This is a genomic window from Peteryoungia algae (genome assembly GCF_030369675.1).
Classification (GTDB): domain Bacteria; phylum Pseudomonadota; class Alphaproteobacteria; order Rhizobiales; family Rhizobiaceae; genus Allorhizobium; species Allorhizobium algae.
The window spans coordinates 3,045,166-3,059,918 of the sequence record NZ_CP128477.1 but is presented as its reverse complement, the minus strand read 5'-3'; the positions used below and the strand labels follow the sequence as shown (position 1 = coordinate 3,059,918).

Annotated in this window: 15 protein-coding genes; 2 read left to right on the top strand and 13 right to left on the bottom strand. The window is 62.8% G+C overall.

Translation table 11 applies throughout. From position 1 onward, the window contains the following. Positions 1-5: 5 nt before the first annotated feature. Together QTL56_RS14520 and QTL56_RS14515 are read right to left on the bottom strand one after the other, a co-directional pair. Complete coding sequence (locus QTL56_RS14520) at positions 6-1,433, bottom strand: Y-family DNA polymerase (RefSeq protein WP_245137486.1); 1,428 nt, start codon at positions 1,431-1,433, stop codon at positions 6-8. Between the two features lie 40 nt (positions 1,434-1,473). Further along, complete coding sequence (locus tag QTL56_RS14515) at positions 1,474-2,400, bottom strand: ImuA family protein (protein WP_245137305.1); 927 nt, start codon at positions 2,398-2,400, stop codon at positions 1,474-1,476. 159 nt (positions 2,401-2,559) lie between these two features. On the opposite strand from QTL56_RS14515, the gene QTL56_RS14510 reads away from it, so the two are divergent. Continuing rightward, positions 2,560-3,003, top strand: coding sequence for a metallopeptidase family protein (locus QTL56_RS14510; RefSeq protein WP_229575223.1), 444 nt, complete (start codon positions 2,560-2,562; stop codon positions 3,001-3,003). 95 nt (positions 3,004-3,098) lie between these two features. On the opposite strand, the gene ftrA is transcribed toward QTL56_RS14510, so the two are convergent. Then, on the bottom strand, positions 3,099-4,172 hold the full coding sequence (gene ftrA, locus QTL56_RS14505) for a transcriptional regulator FtrA (RefSeq protein ID WP_245137306.1): 1,074 nt from the start codon (positions 4,170-4,172) through the stop codon (positions 3,099-3,101). 96 nt (positions 4,173-4,268) lie between these two features. Here ftrA and QTL56_RS14500 point away from each other — a divergent pair, with 96 nt between their 5' ends. Continuing rightward, entirely contained in the window at positions 4,269-4,667 is a 399-nt protein-coding gene (locus QTL56_RS14500; protein ID WP_245137307.1) for a rhodanese-like domain-containing protein, read from the top strand. Positions 4,668-4,685: 18 nt separating this feature from the next. On the opposite strand, the gene QTL56_RS14495 is transcribed toward QTL56_RS14500, so the two are convergent. From QTL56_RS14495 to obgE, 10 genes are all read right to left on the bottom strand, one after another. After that, positions 4,686-5,219, bottom strand: coding sequence for an RNA pyrophosphohydrolase (locus QTL56_RS14495; protein WP_245137308.1), 534 nt, complete (start codon positions 5,217-5,219; stop codon positions 4,686-4,688). 7 nt (positions 5,220-5,226) lie between these two features. After that, a complete protein-coding gene (locus QTL56_RS14490; RefSeq protein WP_245137309.1) occupies positions 5,227-6,408 on the bottom strand; it encodes a divergent polysaccharide deacetylase family protein in 1,182 nt (393 codons plus the stop codon). 83 nt (positions 6,409-6,491) lie between these two features. After that, positions 6,492-7,811, bottom strand: coding sequence for a S41 family peptidase (locus QTL56_RS14485; RefSeq protein WP_229575218.1), 1,320 nt, complete (start codon positions 7,809-7,811; stop codon positions 6,492-6,494). Beyond that, positions 7,801-9,219, bottom strand: coding sequence for a murein hydrolase activator EnvC family protein (locus QTL56_RS14480; RefSeq protein ID WP_245137487.1), 1,419 nt, complete (start codon positions 9,217-9,219; stop codon positions 7,801-7,803). The genes QTL56_RS14485 and QTL56_RS14480 overlap by 11 nt, the downstream gene beginning before the upstream one ends. A gap of 158 nt (positions 9,220-9,377) precedes the next feature. After that, positions 9,378-9,860, bottom strand: a complete 483-nt coding sequence (gene rlmH / locus QTL56_RS14475; RefSeq protein WP_245137310.1) for a 23S rRNA (pseudouridine(1915)-N(3))-methyltransferase RlmH — start codon at positions 9,858-9,860, stop codon at positions 9,378-9,380. Positions 9,861-9,963: 103 nt separating this feature from the next. Continuing rightward, positions 9,964-10,323: a ribosome silencing factor gene (gene rsfS / locus QTL56_RS14470; protein ID WP_245137311.1), complete on the bottom strand. Its 360-nt coding sequence runs from the start codon at positions 10,321-10,323 to the stop codon at positions 9,964-9,966. A gap of 177 nt (positions 10,324-10,500) precedes the next feature. Continuing rightward, the gene (locus QTL56_RS14465; RefSeq protein ID WP_245137312.1) at positions 10,501-11,154 is read right to left on the bottom strand and encodes a nicotinate-nucleotide adenylyltransferase; all 654 of its coding nucleotides are present in this window, start codon (positions 11,152-11,154) and stop codon (positions 10,501-10,503) included. After that, a complete protein-coding gene (locus QTL56_RS14460; RefSeq protein WP_245137313.1) occupies positions 11,135-12,418 on the bottom strand; it encodes a glutamate-5-semialdehyde dehydrogenase in 1,284 nt (427 codons plus the stop codon). The genes QTL56_RS14465 and QTL56_RS14460 overlap by 20 nt, the downstream gene beginning before the upstream one ends. Next, complete coding sequence (gene proB / locus QTL56_RS14455; RefSeq protein ID WP_245137314.1) at positions 12,411-13,586, bottom strand: glutamate 5-kinase; 1,176 nt, start codon at positions 13,584-13,586, stop codon at positions 12,411-12,413. The genes QTL56_RS14460 and proB overlap by 8 nt, the downstream gene beginning before the upstream one ends. Continuing rightward, positions 13,586-14,674, bottom strand: a complete 1,089-nt coding sequence (gene obgE / locus QTL56_RS14450) for a GTPase ObgE (RefSeq protein ID WP_229575212.1) — start codon at positions 14,672-14,674, stop codon at positions 13,586-13,588. Before obgE ends, proB begins: the two co-directional genes overlap by 1 nt. Between the last annotated feature and the right edge of the window lie 79 nt (positions 14,675-14,753).

The following is a 14,753-nucleotide window of genomic DNA, read 5'->3' as shown; positions in this document are numbered from 1 at the left end:
GTGCCTCACGCAAAGAAGCCCTGGAGGAACCAGGACGGGGTCACGGTCCGCCGCTCGTAAAGGCCCTGGCGATAAAGCCAGAAGCGCTGGCCGTCGGTATCCTCGATGCGGAAATAATCCCGGGGCGGGGCGTCCTCGCCATCGACCCACCATTCCGGGGCAAGGCGTTCCGGCCCCTCCGCCCGCAGGATGCGCCGCTGGACACGGCGCCAGCGAAAGCTTGCCGGCGGGCCGTCCGGAACGGCGGACATCACCTCGACCTGTTCGGGGCGATCGAGCAGGCGCAAGGGGCGCAGGCCTCGAACCGGTCTCGCGACCACTTCTGTCCGCGCTGGCGGATGGTCGAGTTCCTTCAGCGCATCGGTGGTCGGTGCATGGATCGACGCTCTCTCCGGCCAATGGCTGGCAAGCGGCACGGGCAGACGGAGTGCGCGTTCACCCAAACGGGCCGAAACCTGATCGAGGAACCGCGTGAGGTCTTCGCGATTGTCCTCCTCGCCGGCAAGTTCGGCCTGGCTTGTGTCGTAAGTCTCGCTCAGGAGAACATTGAGGCGGACGAGTTCGAAGCCGAAACCAGCCTCGAGATCGTCGTGCAGGACAGAAAGTCGCTCCTCGAAGAGTGCCTTGATGCGCGCGATGTCGCGCAAGGGAGCCGAGGCGCCGACCTCGATGCGGAAGACCCGGCCGTCGACCCGGAAGACGAGAAGCTCAAACAGCCGGCCCCCTTCGCCACGGGCCTCCAGCGAGGTCTTCAGGCCCGCAGCGAGGCGACCGGCGAGATCGATTACCTGATCCTCTGTCATGATCGGTTCCGCGAGCCGTCGTTCGGCCGACAGCAGCGGCAGATGGCGCCTGGGTGAGATCGGCTCACCCTCGCGTCCAAGGGCCTGGTCGAGGCGGAGCATCGGTTCCCGCCCGAAACGGCGGGTGATCGGCGGTCGCGGAGCCGCGAGAAGGTCACCAACCGTCTTCAGGCCGACACGGGCGAGATCCATCACTGTTTGGGATTGGAGCCGCAGAGCGACGGTCGGCAGGGGGGCGAGCGCTGCCGAGGACTCTGAGGCTGCAATATGCCTCGGGCCGCCAAAGCGGCTGCAGGCACGGGCCAGACCCGGCGTCGGACCAACCGAGATGCGGACGGCAAGGCCGAAGGCGGTCAGGCGGCGATCGACATCCTCGACCAGCCTTTCTTCGCCGCCGAAGAGATGCGCGCAGCCGGTGATATCAAGCATCAGGCCGTCGTCGCCGTCCAGCGCCACCAGCGGTGTATAACGGTCGCACCAGTCGGCGACGGCGCCGAGCAGTGCGCGGTCTGCGGCAGGATCCGCCTCCACCACATCGAGGCTCGGACAAATGGCACGGGCTTCCGCCAGTCCCTGGCCGGTCCGAAGGCCAAAGCTTTCCGCCGTTTCATCCAGTGCCGTGATGCGCATGGCATTGGCGATCCGGCCGGCACAGGCCAGCGGGGGAAGTTCAGGATGCGCGGTCGAGGCGTGGAGCAAACGCCAGGAGAGACCCCAGCGCCGCCTGGCGATGCGGTCGGTCGGAAGCTTTGGGAAAAAGAGCGACAGAATGCGGCGATCCGAGGCCGGATGGTTGGAACTGTTCGAAAAGGTGAAGGCGGCGGTCATCGGAATTCCACTCCAGAATGAGTTCGGGTGAGCCCGGGATGCGGGATTTCTCAGGGGTGATGCGAAAGACGGGAGACCCGATGCTGCCGCTTAGCAGGGATCCGTCGGCGAGATGGCGCGCCGCCGCCGGCGCGGGTTCGACAGACAGGCGAAGAAAAGCGCTGGAAGCCTCTTCCTCGCCGGCCTGGCGGAGGATCAGAAGCCTTCCACCGGTGGCACGCGCCTTGAGACTCAGGCGCCGGCTCTCGGTGAGGCCGAATTTCTTTGGATTGCCGTGCACTTCGAGAAGCACGGTGGAAAAGGCGCGCGAGGTGAGGGCTGCCTCGGCGAGCCACAACGCATCCTCGATGCGGCGCGGCAGGGCATGGACCAGTCCGGCAGTTGACATGCCGAAGTCGTGGAGGCCGGGTGCATAGGCAAGGCCGGCTTCGCGCACGACATGGGGGTCGGCGACCAAGAGCAGGCGCTGCCTTGCCTTCGCGTTCTTTTCCGCAGCCATGAGGGCAAGGGCCAGGCCGAAGCCGGCCACAGAGCCAGCCTGCTGTAACCGGAGACCCCTGAGTTCGACCAAAGTACCCGGGGCAAGGATTTCGTCCATCATGCCATCAAAGAGCCCCTGTCCCTCCAGCCTCTCCTCTGGTGTCGCTTCACCTGCCTCCGGGTGTAGGCCGGCTGTCAGGCGTGCGGCATGGTCCGGCTTTCCCTCGATCCGGGCAATTGCCTCTCGCAAGGCAAAAAGCGTCTCCCGCGCCTGAGGGCCCTCGCCCATGACGATCTCTCCTGATGAATTGTTCTCTATTTGTTCCTATGGATTCCAGAGCTTCGCGCGAGAGTCAACCCGATTCAAATGAGAATTTATTCCTCTGTTGAATTCACTCTCGAAATGCCGCTGCAAACATCCTATATCTGCGGTCAGTAAGGAGTATTCATGGCCCGCATAGACCAGAGCGAGGATTGGCATGAACGGCACGCCCCGACGATCAGCACGTTCGAGTCGCTGGCGATTGAGGCCTATGGCCACCTGCCGCAAGAATTCCGCGACCTGAGCAAGGATCTCATCATCGAGATCACCGACTTTCCGACGGATGAAGTGTTCGAAGACATGGCGCTCGAAACGCCTTTCGACCTTCTGGGCCTCTTCGAGGGTCAGGGTCTGTCCGAGCGATTTTCCATGGAAACGGGCACGATGCCGAACCGGATCACGCTCTATCGCCGGCCGATCCTCGACTATTGGGCCGAGAACGAGGAGACGCTGGGTGACATCATCACTCATGTGCTGATCCACGAAATCGGCCATCATTTCGGCCTGTCCGACGATGATATGGAGCGGATCGAGGAAAGCGCCGAAGAGGCTGCATCCGCCGAACGGTAAAATCGCGCCGTGATTCAGGGATGTTTGTGAATCGCCGCCACTACAGGCTCTATTTCTTTGCGGCTGATATTTCCCTGTGCGCCAGCGAAGCCATCTCAGGATCCCTGTGCAAAACGGGCTCGATAAGCTGCAGGGCTTGTGGAGAGGCGGGTGCGAAAATGGTGACGCAGCGTCGCCGGCGTGCCGAAGCCCGAGGCGACTGCAATGTCATCGAGCGACAGTCTTGCCTGCCGTTCCAGAAGGTCGCAGGCGTGGCGCAGCCTGCGGGCAAGCAGAAACTCCCCCGGGCTCGTACCGGTCGCGTCACGGAACCGGCGCTGGAATGTCCGTGTACTCATGCCGGCCCGTGCAGCCATTTCGGCGAGCGTCACCTCGCGCTGCAGATTGGCGTCGATCCAGCCGATCAGGGGGCTGAGCCGTTGACCCTCGCGCTCCTGCGGCACCGGCCTGACGATGAATTGTACCTGGCCGCCCTCCCGATGGGGGGGGACCACGAGGCGCCGGGCGACGCTGTTGGCCGCCTCTGCGCCAAAATCGCGGCGGACGACATGCAGGCAGAGATCAATGCCGGCCGCGCTTCCGGCGGCGGTCAGGATCTCACCCTCATCGACATAGAGCACATCCGGATCGAGGCGGATTTCGGGATGGCGTGCCGCAATCGCATCGGCATAGCGCCAATGCGTGGTGGCACGGCGACCGTCGAGCAGTCCGGTGGCGGCAAGCACTGCAACACCGGAGCAAAGTGACATCAGCCGGGCGCCTCGGCTATACGCGGCGCGCAAGGCCTGAAGCAGCGTCTTCGGGACAGGCTCGTCGATCCCACGCCAGCCGGGCACGACGATCAGATCCGCTTCTTCGAGGAGCGCCAACCCGCCGGTTGCCATCACGGTCAGTCCGCCGGCCGCGCGCAAAGGTCCGGCTTCGATGGCTGCCGTGGCATGACGATACCAGCCCTCCCCCATTTCGGGTCGCGCGAGGCCGAAGACTTCCGCGGCGACGCCGAATTCGAAGGTGCAGAGGCCATCATAGGCCAGCGTCACGACGCGTGGGCCGATGAGCGGCGAGATGGCGAAAGGCGAAGTCTGCCGCGGGTCTTCGGACAGAGGCGCATCGATCGACACGTCAGTTCCATACCCGTCTGCGTCGTTACCGCGATGATGTTGCGCCATTGGCGTGATCTTTACGCATGTTGTCATTCAAGCCAGTTTCATCGAAGCTGGCAAAAATGCAACGTTCTTTCATCGTTCGAATGAAAGGATGCTGCCATGTCGAGCCTTGTGAGTGAAATCCCCGCTGCCGAACCTGCCCTCGTTGCTGCGCACTATACTGCAAGGCTTTCCTTCGAGACCGATTGCTGGGATGTGCACGAATCCCTCAGCCGGGGTGATCCCGACTTCGTGCTGCTCGACGTGCGAGGGCCGAAGCTATTCGAAAAGTCCCATGTGCCTGCCGCAATCAACCTGCCGCATGGCAAGATGACCGAGCGGAAAATGGCGGAGTGGCCCGAGGATACGCTGTTCGTCGTCTATTGCGCCGGACCGCATTGCAACGGCACCGATCGGGCGGCGCTTCGGCTTGCGCGGTTGGGGCGCAGGGTCAAGGTGATGATCGGCGGTATGACCGGCTGGGCCGACGAAGGCTTCGAGTTCGCGAGCGGGGCGTGAGCGGACCGGAAGCTTCGTTTACCCTGCCAAATGGGCGAACTCTGCAACGACCTCTTCATAGACGCGCCGCTTGAACGGAACGATGAGGTCAGGCAAGTCCTCAATCGGCTTCCAGTCCCAGGCATCGAATTCCGCCTCGTGACCACCAGGCGGTGGGTTGATGGCGATCTCGCTTTCGTCGCCTTCAAAGCGGAAGGCGAACCAGCGCTGGGTCTGGCCGCGGAACTTGCCTTTCAGGCCGATGCCGATCAGTTCTGCAGGCAGGTCGTAATTGATCCAGCGGCTCGCCTCGGCCAGAAGCGAAACGGTCTTCATGCCGGTTTCCTCGTAGAGTTCGCGCATGGCGGCGGGCAGCGCATCTTCGCCGGGATCGATGCCGCCCTGGGGCATCTGCCAGAGTTGCGGTGATCCGTCATACTCGGAATTGCCTTGCGGAATGCGCCGGCCGGACCAGACCAGACCCTCCCGGTTCAGCACCATGATCCCGACACAGGGGCGATAGGGCAGATCCTCGGCCTTAACCATGGGCTTCGTCGATACGGGGTCGGTCATGCGGTCCTCAGGGTCTGTTTTCATTGGCCAATGCTGAAACGCCGACAAATTCTATGCCGCGGGCAACGGCTTCGTCCCGCCATTCGCTGACAGCTGAAATCGTCTCGTCAAAGGCGGCGCCGACCCCGACGGCCTGGCCGTTGCGCCGGGCAATGCGTTCCAGCTCGTCGAGCTTGGCCAGGATCGCCCGGCGATCGACCTGCGCGTCGATCATGACGTCGGCATAGGCATGTGGGATGCCGATTGCCTTGGCGAAATCGCCGGACAGGGAGCGTGCCGTGGAGCCGTCATCGAGGAACATCAGTCCACGTTCGCCAATATCGCGCATGACAGGGTCCATGGCCTTGTCATCGGCCAGGAACCGGGCGCCCATGTAGTTCATGATGCCGGTGTAATTGGTGATCTGCGCCATGGCCTGATGGAGGTTGGCGAGATTGCTCGTCGCCGCCTTTTCGGCGAGCAGCGTGCCGCGTCCCGGATCCATGGCGGGATAATCGAAAGGTTCCATCGGCACCTGCAGGACGATTTCGTGTCCCTTGCGGCGGGCCTCCTGCATCCAGCGCTGCAAGCTGTTGCCGGTCGCGGCGAAAGCGAGCGTGATGTCCTCCGGCAGGTCGCGAATGGCTTTCTGGCTGCCTGTCTGGCTGAGGCCGATGCCGCCGATGACGATTGCAATGCGGGTGCCGCGTGCGCCTGACCATGGACGGGCGTAGAAGTCGACGGGGCGGAGACCGGAAGCGGAGACGGTGGGAAGTCCACCCGCGTCCGTCATTTCGATCAGCTCCTCGTTGGGCTGGCCGGCCAGACGCGGATCCTGGGTGGGGCTCGAGCCGATGACAACAGGGCCCTTGCGGGCATTGGGGCTGAACGTGGTCACCACATTGCCATCGGCCGTCGTCGTGCGGCGGATGACGGCACCGTCGTTCGGGCCGCTGGTCGCAATGCCGGCAGGTCCATCCTTCGGATTGCGGTCAGTCTCGCTTTCGGCGATTTCACTTGCTTGCGGGGGTGTGGGCGTCAGGCCGATCGGTGGTTCGTTGCGCAGTGCTACGGGCGACAGGGCTGTCCAGGCAGACAGGCCGAACAGGGCGAGAACGGCAAACGCGGACGACACGGTAGACACGCGGAGGCGCGCCTTGCCTCGGCTCTTGTCCTTTCGCCCCTGACCGAGCGGTGCATGAAGGTCCATGCGAAACTTCCAGTGATGCCGGCGGCCCGGATACGAAGAGGCCGCCCGCGTATCCTGGATACGCGGGCGGCCGATTGAGGTCTTTACTGAAGCGACGCCTTCTGCGGATCGGCCGGGAAGGCCGGATCGTTCTTCACGCCGCGCAGCAGATCGAGTGCGTAGTTGAGCTGGACATCGTCCTTGGCTTCCGGCGGCACGTAAGCAACGGAGCCCGAACCTTCCTCGCCTTCGTCCTGCCCCTTGATGTGGCCCGGCAGCGAGGATTCGCCTTCCGTGCGAACCTTGCCCTGAAGTTCTTCCGGAAGCGGCTGATCCACCTTGATGTCGGGTTCGATGCCGGTCCCCTGGATCGATTTTCCAGACGGCGTGTAGTAGAGCGCCGTGGTGAGCCGCAGCGCACCCTTTTCGCCCATCGGGATGATCGTCTGAACCGATCCCTTGCCGAAGGAGCGCGTGCCGAGCACCGTTGCCCGCTTCAGGTCCTGCAGGGCGCCGGCAACGATTTCCGACGCCGATGCAGAGCCGCCGTTGACAAGCACGATGACAGGCTTGCCATCGGTCAGGTCACCGGCCGTCGCGTTGAAGCGGCGGGTGTCCTGCGGATCGCGGGAGCGGGTCGATACCACTTCGCCACGCTCCAGGAAGGCGTCTGAAACGTAGATTGCCTGGTCGAGAAGGCCGCCCGGATTGAGGCGCAGGTCGAGGACATAGCCTTTCAGCTTGTCGCCCGGCAATTCCTTCTTGATCTTTTCGATCGCGGCTTCCAGGTCGTCATAGGTCTTCTCGGTGAACGAGATGACGCGGAGATAGCCGACATCGCCCTCGACGCGCGACTTGACGGCGCGGATCGGAATGATTTCGCGGGTGACGGTGATGTCGAGCGGCTTGTCGGCACCTTCGCGCAGGATGGTCAGCTTGATCGGGGTGTTGACTGCGCCACGCATCTTCTCGACGGCTTCCTCGAGTTTGAGGCCGCGAACGGATTCACCGTTGATTTCCGAGATGAAGTCGCCGGCAAGGATGCCGGCCTTGGCGCCGGGCGTATCGTCGATCGGCGTGATGACCTTTACGAGTTCCTCTTCCATGGTGACTTCGATGCCGATGCCGCCGAACTCGCCACGCGTCTGGGTCTGCATGTCCGCCGCATCCTTGGCATTCATGTAGACGGAGTGCGGGTCGAGCGAGGTCAGCATGCCGTTGATGGCACTTTCGACCAGCTTGTTCTCGTCCGGCGGCGTGACGTATTGCGCACGAATGCGCTCGAAGACGTCTCCGAAGATCGAGAGTTCCCTATAGGTGGAGTTGCCAGCGGCTTGGGCCGGAACGCCTGCGGAATAGATGACGCTCATCGCAGTTGCGCCCATCAGTGCGCCGACGAGGAGAAGAGAGACCCTACGTATCATTCTGTGCCTTTCCAGAATCGCCTCCGACCCACCAGGGGCGGGAATCAACCGGTTTACCGTCTTTCCGAAGTTCAATGTAAAGTGTTGGCCGATCGGTTTCCAGCGCCAAAGCGGTGGCGCTGGCCACTCTTTTCTCACCCATGGTCGCCAGAGGCTCCCCGGAGAGCACGAACTTGCCTTGACTGGTGCTGATCCGGTCCATGCCTGACAGCACCATGTGATAGCCGTCGCCCGTGTTCAGAATGATCATCTGGCCGTAGCTCCGGAAATTTCCAGCAAACACCACCCATGCATCCGCGGGCGCAGTAACGAGCGCGCCGGGCTGTGAGGCAATGACGATGCCCTGAGCCTGGTGGCCTGTCCCGTCCGGGTCACCGAACTGACGCAGGGTTTCGCCGGCAATCGGCAATTCCAGTTTCTGCTTCAGATCATTGAAAGGATATGCTGGCGCAATACGGTTTTTATCGGGCAGTCCAGACTGGGCGAGCTCCAGAGCGCGGGCTCTCTGTTCTTCGCTCATCTGGCTGCGTCTTTCTTCTTCAGCCCGAGCAAGTTCGGCGGCCTGACGGACAGAGGTGATCTCGTTTTCAAGCGAACGGATCAGTGCTTCCATCGTCGTGGCACGCTCCGCAAGTGCTTCTGATTGCTTGCGTTCCGCCTGAAGCTGAAGCGAATTGGTCCGAGCGACGCGTTCGTTCTCCGCAACCAGAAGATCCATTCGTCGCTCTTCTTCCTGGCGGTTGGCGATGGCGACCACCATGGCGTCCATCTCCTTCTTTCCGGCTTCGCGGAGCGCGATCAACTCTTCGAGATCGGCGGCCAGCTTGTCGGTCTCGTGCCGGATGCCGGGCACGACCGCTCCCAGCAGGATCGCCGTGCGAACCGATCCAAGTGCATCTTCGGGGCTGACGAGTAGCGCCGGGGGTGGATTGCGCCCCATGCGCTGGAGAGCTGCGAGGACCTCGGCAAGCATGGTCCGACGTTCCCGGAAAGAGGCTCTAATGTCATCTTCGCGCAGGCCGATATCGGCGAGACGTCTTTCGCCTTCGCTGATCTGCTTTTCAATATCCTTGCGACGCTTTGCGGACTCGATCAAAGCCGTCTTCAGGCTTTCCGAGGTTTTCTCGAGCTCCTCGATGCTTTGCTGAAGCTCGGTCGCTTTTTCCTCTGACAGCTTCATGCTGGCGGCAATGTCCCGCAATTCGGAGCTGACCTGGTCGCGTTTGGCGCGCAATTCGAGCGCGGGATCAGCCGTTTCCTGCGGCACGATCCGGTCGACTGTCGCTGAAGGAAGCGCGGACAGCGTCTCGCTCGTCTCGCCTGCGCCAGGTGCGGGCCCCGTTGCGGATGTCTCTGCCTGCTGGGCTTGCGTCGAATATGGAGCAGTGGACACCAGGAGACTGGCCATGACACAGGCCACAGCCAGAACGGCCCGCCTTTGGCGGGCTTTCGAGGCGTGGGTGGTGTCGGCTGCTGCGATGGGCAAGAGGTTCATCCGGTTCGGCGGGAAAATACGCTGATTTGCGCTCTAGGCAAAGCACCGCCTCGACGATCGGCCCCAGGCGTTCAAACGCGGTGGTAGGGGTGGCCCGTCAGGATGGTCACGGCGCGGTAGAGTTGCTCGGCGATCAGGATACGAACGAGCTGATGCGGCCAGGTTAGCTTGCCAAGATTGAGGACGAGGCGGGCACGATCGCGTAGCTCCGGGTCGATGCCGTCGGCCCCGCCGATGACGAAGGCCATGTCGCGCTGGCCGTTGTCGGCAGCGTCACCGACGAACTTCGCAAATTCGGCGCTGTCGAAGGCCTTGCCGCGTTCGTCGAGAACCACAATGAGCGCGCCGTCGGGGATCTGGCGGGAAAGCTCTGCAGCTTCCTCGCGCTTTCTCGTGTCGGTATTGCCGGCGCGGCTTTCATTCAGCTCCACGGAGCGCGTGAATTCGAGGCCGCATTGCGGTCCGGCCTTGGCAAGACGGTCCAGATAGCGGGACGCAAGTTCCTTCTCCGGCCCGGCTTTCAGCCGGCCAACGGCATAGATGCCAATCTTCATGCGGGCGGTCCCAATTTCAGGTCACAAAACCATCTCTATCGGCAGGAAGTGCCCCGCCGTGTCAATCCGGCTTCGGGACCGTCCGACGGACGGCCGGCCGTTTTCAGTGCAGGCGGTCCTCGATGTCCGGAGTGGCCCACATCCTTTCGAGATTGTAGACCTCGCGAATTTCAGGTCGGAACACATGCACGATGATGTCTCCCGTGTCGATCAGGACCCAATCGCCGGTCTCCAGGCCTTCGACGCGGGCAGAACCCAGGCCTTCGTCCTTCAAGTCGGAAATGAGGTGTTCGCTGATCGCCGAGACATGACGGTTCGAGCGTCCGGATACGACTACCATGTAGTCGCCCAGCGCCGATTTTCCGGCAATGTCGATGGAGACGATGTCTTCTGCCTTCGAGTCCTCGAGGCTTGCGAGGACCAGCTCAAGTGCACGGGCTGCAGCATCGGCGCCACGTTCCATGCTCTTCGGGATAGCGCGGGAGGCACGTCCCTTGGTGTGTACTGTTGTCAGAGTTCGTCCTTTCCTTGGCAAAACAGAACAGCACGTCTGCGATTCTCATAACTCGGATCGCAGCTAAAAGGTGGCATCGATCCTTTAAATTTTCAAGGCATGGTCGGAAATGTGGCCCTCATCCCGTCATGGACGCGGCAGGGTGCCCGCTGCCCGAATTGCCGACGAACTCAGCGCCGAGCGGGGCCCGTGGATGAAGGTCCAGGCCGGCGCCCGCTTCTGCCAGAGCACACCGGCGTCTTCCTCATCGATCCGCGCGAAATCGAAGGTGCGCGCCATCTTCGACGAGAGATAGGCGAGCGTCGAGCCGGGACGGTCGATGACGGCAATCGGCAGGGTGGTCGCGATCTTCTGCCAGCGTTGCCAGTGATGGAAACCGGCCAGATTGTCGGCGCCCATGATCCAGATGAAATGAACATGCGGATTTCGGGACCGAATGAATTCCAGAGTTCTCGCCGTATAGCTCGTGCCGAGCGTCTTCTCGAATGCCGTCACCTTGATCCGTGGATCTCCAGCCAGCGCTTCGCACGCGGCCAGGCGTTCGGCAAGCGGCGCCAGCTCCTTCTGATTCTTCAGCGGGTTGCCGGGGGTCACCAGCCACCATAGCTGGTCGAGACCCAGGCGACGCAGGGCGATCTCGGCCACAAGCAGGTGTCCCGGATGTGGCGGATTGAAGGAGCCACCGAAGAGACCGACCACCATGCCACGTTCGACATGAGGCATTACTGTATGGCGATGGGCGAGTTCCGCTTGCGCCACGTCAGGGACGGACCTGGCCATTGCCGCGGACGCGATACTTGAAGGAGGTCAGCTGTTCGACGCCAACGGGGCCGCGCGCATGCATCTTGCCGGTGGCGATGCCGATCTCGGCGCCCATGCCGAATTCGCCACCATCGGCAAACTGGGTCGAGGCGTTGTGCAGCAAGATGGCCGAATCGATCTCGTTGAAGAAGCGCTCGACGACATCAGGATCTTCGGCGACCACCGCTTCCGTGTGGTTCGACGAATAGCGGGCGATATGATCGATCGCACCACCTATGCCATCGACCACGGCAACGGAGATGACCGCGTCGAGATATTCGGTGCGCCAGTCTTCTTCCGTCGCAGGCTTCAGGCCCGGAATGATGCGGAGCACCGTGGCCGAGGCACGGATCTCGCAACCGGCTTCCGTCAGTGCTTCGATCAGCGGCTGCAAATGGGTGGCGATTGCGGCGCTGTCGACGAGCAGGGTTTCGGCGGATCCGCAAATGCCCGTGCGGCGCATCTTGGCATTGACGATGATCTTCCTCGCCATGTCGAGGTCGGCGGAGCTGTCGACATAGACATGGCAGAGGCCTTCGAGATGGGCGAAGACCGGCACACGCGCTTCCTGCTGGACGCGGGCAACGAGGCTCTTGCCGCCGCGTGGGACGATCACGTCAATGGAGCCTTCGAGGCCTGAGAGCAGTGCGCCGACGGCTGCACGATCGGTGGTGGGCACGAGCTGGATCGCATCGGCCGGAAGGTCGGCGGCGACAAGGCCCTTGACCAGGCAGGCATGGATGGCGCGCGAGGAATGGGCGGAATCCGAGCCTCCGCGCAAGATGACGGCATTGCCGGCCTTGAGGCAAAGAGCGCCGGCATCGGCGGTGACGTTTGGCCGGCTCTCATAGATGACGCCGATGACGCCAAGCGGGGTGCGGACACGCTCTATATGCAAGCCGTTCGGGCGATCCCATTCGGTGATGATGGTGCCGACCGGGTCCGCAAGCTCGGCGATTTCGCGCATCGACTGCGCGATTGCCGCAACGCGGGTCGAATCGAGGGTCAGGCGATCGACGAAAGAGGCAGCAAGGCCGGCCTCTGCTGCATGCTTCAGGTCGAGCGCATTCGCCGCGAGGATATCAGCTTCCGCTGCGACAAGGGCGTCGGCCATGGCCAATAGTGCCGTGTTCTTGGCTTCGGCAGAAGCGATGGCCAGCGGTCGGGCAGCTGCGCGGGCGCGACGGCCGATGCCGAGCATCAGTCCTTCGACGGAATTTTGGTTCGACACGGTATCAAGCATGGGCTGCATCCTTCCGGTCTTCGGTACTGGCTTCGCGCTGCCCGAGTTCGGTCATGACGAGGTCGTCCCGGTGAATCATCGCAGCGCGACCGGCATAGCCGAGAATCTGCCCGATTTCGTTCGATTTGCGGCCGCAAATTCGCCGGGCCTCCTCGGCGTCGTAGCCCGCGAGGCCGCGGGCGATCTCGCGTCCGTCTGTTGTCACGATCGAGACGGTATCGCCGCGGTGGAAAGCGCCAGACACGGATCGCACGCCAGCCGGCAGAAGGCTCTTGCCGGAACGCAACGCCCCCTCGGCGCCGATATCGACCTGCAGGGTGCCTGCAGGCTGCAGCTGACCCGCAATCCAGGTTTTCCGCGCGGTGACGGGGGACTTGGACGCCGCAAACCAGGAGTGGCGCGCGCCGTTCTCGATCGCGGAGAGCGGATTCTTCGTCTTGCCCGATGCAATGATCATGGCGCAGCCGGCGCTTGTCGCGATCTTGCCGGCGTCGATCTTGGTGCGCATGCCACCGCGGGACAGTTCCGATGCGGCGCCACCGGCCATGGCCTCGATTGCGGGCGTTATCTCCTCGATCGTTTCGAGGAACAAGGCATTCGGATCGAGATGCGGCGGGGCGGTGTAGAGACCGTCAATGTCCGACAGCAGCACGAGCAGGTCGGCGCCGGCCATGGTGGCGACGCGTGCGGCAAGCCGGTCGTTGTCGCCGTAGCGGATTTCGGTGGTCGCGACCGTATCGTTCTCGTTGATGATCGGCACAGCGCCGATCTTGAGCAACTGGTTCAGTGTCGCACGGGCGTTCAGATAGCGACGGCGCTCTTCCGTATCGCCCAGCGTCAGCAGAACCTGACCGGCGACGATCTGGTGGCGCGAGAGGCTTTCTGACCAATGCCGGGCCAGCGCGATCTGGCCAACCGCAGCACAGGCCTGGCTCGCTTCCAGCTTGAGGGCGCCCGAGGGCATGTCGAGCACGGTGCGGCCCAGCGCGATGGCGCCGGAGGAAACGACGAGCACATCCGTGCCGCGCGCCTTCAGGGCTGCGATGTCGTCACTGATCGCATCGAGCCAGTCCTTGCGAATGCCGGAGCCCCGATCGACCAACAGAGCGGAGCCGATCTTGATGACGACACGCTTGACGCGGGAGAGCGAGCGGAGCCGGGTTCCCATCAGTCGTCGCCTTCTCCGTCCAGTCCGGCCTCGAGATTGCCGTCGTCATCGCGGTTGCGACGGTTTTTTTCGCGTTTTTCCGGCAGGGGCCGGTTGCCCTGGGCGGCGACAATGACGTCACGCAGGGCGCGAAGTGCATCCGTCATGCCCTTGTTGGTGATGGCCGAAAGCAGGAGGGGCGTCTGGCCGCAGGCCTTTTTCAGTTCCGCTGCCTTCTTCTTCAGCTCCACCTCATCCAGCACGTCGATCTGCGACAAGGCCACGATCTCCGGCTTGTCCTCCAGACCTGCGCCATAGGCATCCAGTTCGTGGCGCACGGTCTTGTAGGCCTTGCCGACCTCTTCTTCCTGAGAGGAGACCAGATGCAGGAGCACACGGGTCCGTTCGACGTGGCCGAGGAAGCGGTCACCAATGCCCACGCCTTCATGCGCACCTTCGATCAGGCCTGGGATGTCGGCGAGAATGAACTCGCGCTCGTCAATGGTCGCGACGCCGAGGTTCGGATGCAGGGTGGTGAAGGGGTAGTTGGCAATCTTCGGCCGGGCGCGGGTGACCGAGGCGAGGAAGGTTGATTTGCCGGCATTGGGCAGACCGACGAGACCGGCGTCGGCGATCAGCTTCAGCCGCAGCCAGACAGTCTTGTCCTCGCCTTCGAGGCCAGGATTGGCCCAGTCCGGCGCCTGGTTGGTCGCGGTCTTGAAATGCGCATTGCCGAAGCCACCATTGCCGCCCTTGGCAATTCTGAAACGCTGGCCTTCGACCGTCATGTCGACGATCAGGGTTTCGTTGTCTTCCTCGAAGATCTGCGTGCCGACAGGAACCTTGAGCGTCACGTCTTCGCCATTGGCGCCCGTGCGGTTGCGGCCCATGCCGTGCGTGCCAGTCTTGGCCTTGAAATGCTGCTGGAAGCGGAAATCGATGAGCGTGTTGAGGCCGTTGACGGCTTCTACCCAGACATCGCCGCCGCGACCGCCGTCGCCACCATCAGGGCCGCCGAACTCGATGAATTTTTCGCGCCGAAACGAGACAGCACCGGCGCCACCGTCGCCAGAGCGAATATATACCTTAGCTTCGTCGAGAAATTTCATCTTGCTGCCGTCAATTCTTCTGTCAGGTTCTGCGCGGAGATTGCGGCCATCGATATAGCCGCTTGGCGCGGAGGTCAAA

Coding starts and splice junctions, on each gene's coding strand:
- QTL56_RS14520 (WP_245137486.1), bottom strand. CDS start 1,433: ATGCGCATCACGGCACTGGATGAAACGGCGGAAAGCTTTGGCCTTCGG.
- QTL56_RS14515 (WP_245137305.1), bottom strand. CDS start 2,400: ATGGGCGAGGGCCCTCAGGCGCGGGAGACGCTTTTTGCCTTGCGAGAG.
- QTL56_RS14510 (WP_229575223.1), top strand. CDS start 2,560: ATGGCCCGCATAGACCAGAGCGAGGATTGGCATGAACGGCACGCCCCG.
- ftrA (WP_245137306.1), bottom strand. CDS start 4,172: ATGGCGCAACATCATCGCGGTAACGACGCAGACGGGTATGGAACTGAC.
- QTL56_RS14500 (WP_245137307.1), top strand. CDS start 4,269: ATGTCGAGCCTTGTGAGTGAAATCCCCGCTGCCGAACCTGCCCTCGTT.
- QTL56_RS14495 (WP_245137308.1), bottom strand. CDS start 5,219: ATGACCGACCCCGTATCGACGAAGCCCATGGTTAAGGCCGAGGATCTG.
- QTL56_RS14490 (WP_245137309.1), bottom strand. CDS start 6,408: ATGGACCTTCATGCACCGCTCGGTCAGGGGCGAAAGGACAAGAGCCGA.
- QTL56_RS14485 (WP_229575218.1), bottom strand. CDS start 7,811: ATGATACGTAGGGTCTCTCTTCTCCTCGTCGGCGCACTGATGGGCGCA.
- QTL56_RS14480 (WP_245137487.1), bottom strand. CDS start 9,219: ATGGCCAGTCTCCTGGTGTCCACTGCTCCATATTCGACGCAAGCCCAG.
- rlmH (WP_245137310.1), bottom strand. CDS start 9,860: ATGAAGATTGGCATCTATGCCGTTGGCCGGCTGAAAGCCGGGCCGGAG.
- rsfS (WP_245137311.1), bottom strand. CDS start 10,323: ATGGAACGTGGCGCCGATGCTGCAGCCCGTGCACTTGAGCTGGTCCTC.
- QTL56_RS14465 (WP_245137312.1), bottom strand. CDS start 11,154: ATGGCCAGGTCCGTCCCTGACGTGGCGCAAGCGGAACTCGCCCATCGC.
- QTL56_RS14460 (WP_245137313.1), bottom strand. CDS start 12,418: ATGCTTGATACCGTGTCGAACCAAAATTCCGTCGAAGGACTGATGCTC.
- proB (WP_245137314.1), bottom strand. CDS start 13,586: ATGGGAACCCGGCTCCGCTCGCTCTCCCGCGTCAAGCGTGTCGTCATC.
- obgE (WP_229575212.1), bottom strand. CDS start 14,674: ATGAAATTTCTCGACGAAGCTAAGGTATATATTCGCTCTGGCGACGGT.